Origin of the sequence: Aggregatibacter kilianii (assembly GCF_003129965.1) — a bacterium.
Taxonomy (GTDB): domain Bacteria; phylum Pseudomonadota; class Gammaproteobacteria; order Enterobacterales; family Pasteurellaceae; genus Aggregatibacter; species Aggregatibacter kilianii_A.
The window spans coordinates 1-1,870 of sequence record NZ_NRCJ01000032.1 but is presented as its reverse complement, the minus strand read 5'-3'; the positions used below and the strand labels follow the sequence as shown (position 1 = coordinate 1,870).

1 protein-coding gene is annotated in these 1,870 nt (G+C 49.7%); it reads left to right on the top strand.

What is annotated here, in order from left to right:
• Positions 1-29: 29 nt before the first annotated feature.
• On the top strand, positions 30-1,870 hold a 1,841-nt coding region (gene tssI, locus DK430_RS13055; protein WP_162616859.1), incomplete at its 3' end, for a type VI secretion system tip protein TssI/VgrG.

Below are 1,870 nucleotides of genomic sequence, written 5' to 3'. Positions count from 1 at the left end.
ATTTAATCTTAGATAGTGAGGGCGTTTAAATGGCGAAGACTCTTAATCCGGATTCGTTGGTGAAAGCAGCGGATGGTATATCTTCAATTAGCGATAAAGTCGATTTGGCTTCCACCATTTCGGGTAATAAGAAAGTAGCGGCCAAGGCGGCGAAATTAAAGGAAGGCGTCGCCAAATTACAGTCGGGAGTAGACACTGGAAAGGATGTGATTCATCGGGTGCAGCAATGGGGACAAAAGAGCCATCTGCCTGCGGCGACCGCCCCAATGAGTCTTGTTGCCGGCGCTTCTCCGTCCTCTGTTACCACAGCTACCCCCACCTTAGCGCCTCCCTCTTTGTCCTCTTCTTTATCAAGTTTATTAGGCCTCTCCCCAAGCGGATTACAATTTACGCTGGAGGCGGGAGGTTTGGCTCCTTCTACATTTGGCGTCATTCATTTTGAATGCCATGCTCGTTATAGCGAGTTATCTTGTTTAGATGTTGAGGTCAATAGCACAGACCCGGCAATCGACCCGAGTGCGGTATTGGATAATCAGGCAGTGCTGTCGGTATGGCAAGATGGTGAGCGATTACAGACCTTTGCCGGCATGGTGACGCACTTTGAACAAGGCGACAGCGGTTTCAGACAGACCCATTATCGCCTGCGTATCCAGCCGGATTTATGGCGCGCAACCTTGCGCCGCAACTCCCGCATTTTCCAACAAAAAGACATTCAAACTATCCTTTCTACGATTTTATCGGAAAACAAAGTAACCGATTACGCCTTCGTCTTACGTTACCCGCATCCGGAACGTGAATTCTGTGTGCAGTATCAGGAATCGGATTTTGACTTTTTCCAACGGCTGACGGCGGAAGAGGGGATTTTCTATTATTTTGAGCAAAAGGACGGACAGCATCGTCTGATGATGACCGACGATGCAACGACCTTAAGCGGCGATACCGTATTACCTTATAACGTGAATCGTAACGCTCAGTTACAGGAAAAATCTATCACCTCCTTTAATCGCAGTGAACGCGTGCGCCAATCGGAAGTGACGTTAAAGGATTACACCTTCAAAAAACCGAACTGGCAGGCCACCTTCAACCGCCCGGCGAACGACACCCAATATCAGCGTGCCATGTATGAGCATTACGACTATCCGGGACGCTTTAAAGACGGTCGGGGCGAGCAGTATGCCCGCTACCGGTTGGACAGTTTAAGACAGGATGCACATTTGGGTTGGGGGGAGAGCAACAGTCCGAATCTGCAGGTGGGCAAATTGTTTAAGTTACAAAATCACCCGAATGAAAGTTTAAATACCGACTGGCAATTAGTCAGTGTGGTGTATAAGGGACAACAACCACAAGCCGGCGAAATGGAAGCGGGGGATAAAGCGACTACGTTAACCGGACGTTTTGAATTTATGCCACGCGAACAGACCTGGCGTCCATTGCAACGCACCAAACCGCGGGTTGATGGTCCGCAAATTGCGATGGTGGTGGGACCGGAAGGCGAAGAGATTTATACGGATAACTTTGGTCGGGTACGCTTACAGTTTTTATGGGACCGGGAAGGTAAGTTTGATGACCACAGTTCGTGCTGGATACGGGTGACACAACCTTGGGCCGGGAAAGGTTGGGGGATGATGGCGATACCTCGGGTGGGTCAGGAAATCGTGGTGGACTTTTTAGATGGTGACCCTGACCAACCTATCGTAACCGGAAGAACCTATCATGCCAACATGCCGTTGCCGGCGGAATTGCCGGGTGGTAAGACACAGATGCATGTGATGTCGCAGACGTATAAGGATGGCGGCTATAACGGAATGATAATGGAAGATGCGACGGGAAATCAGCGATTAGATTTTCAGGCGCAGAAGGACATGAACAC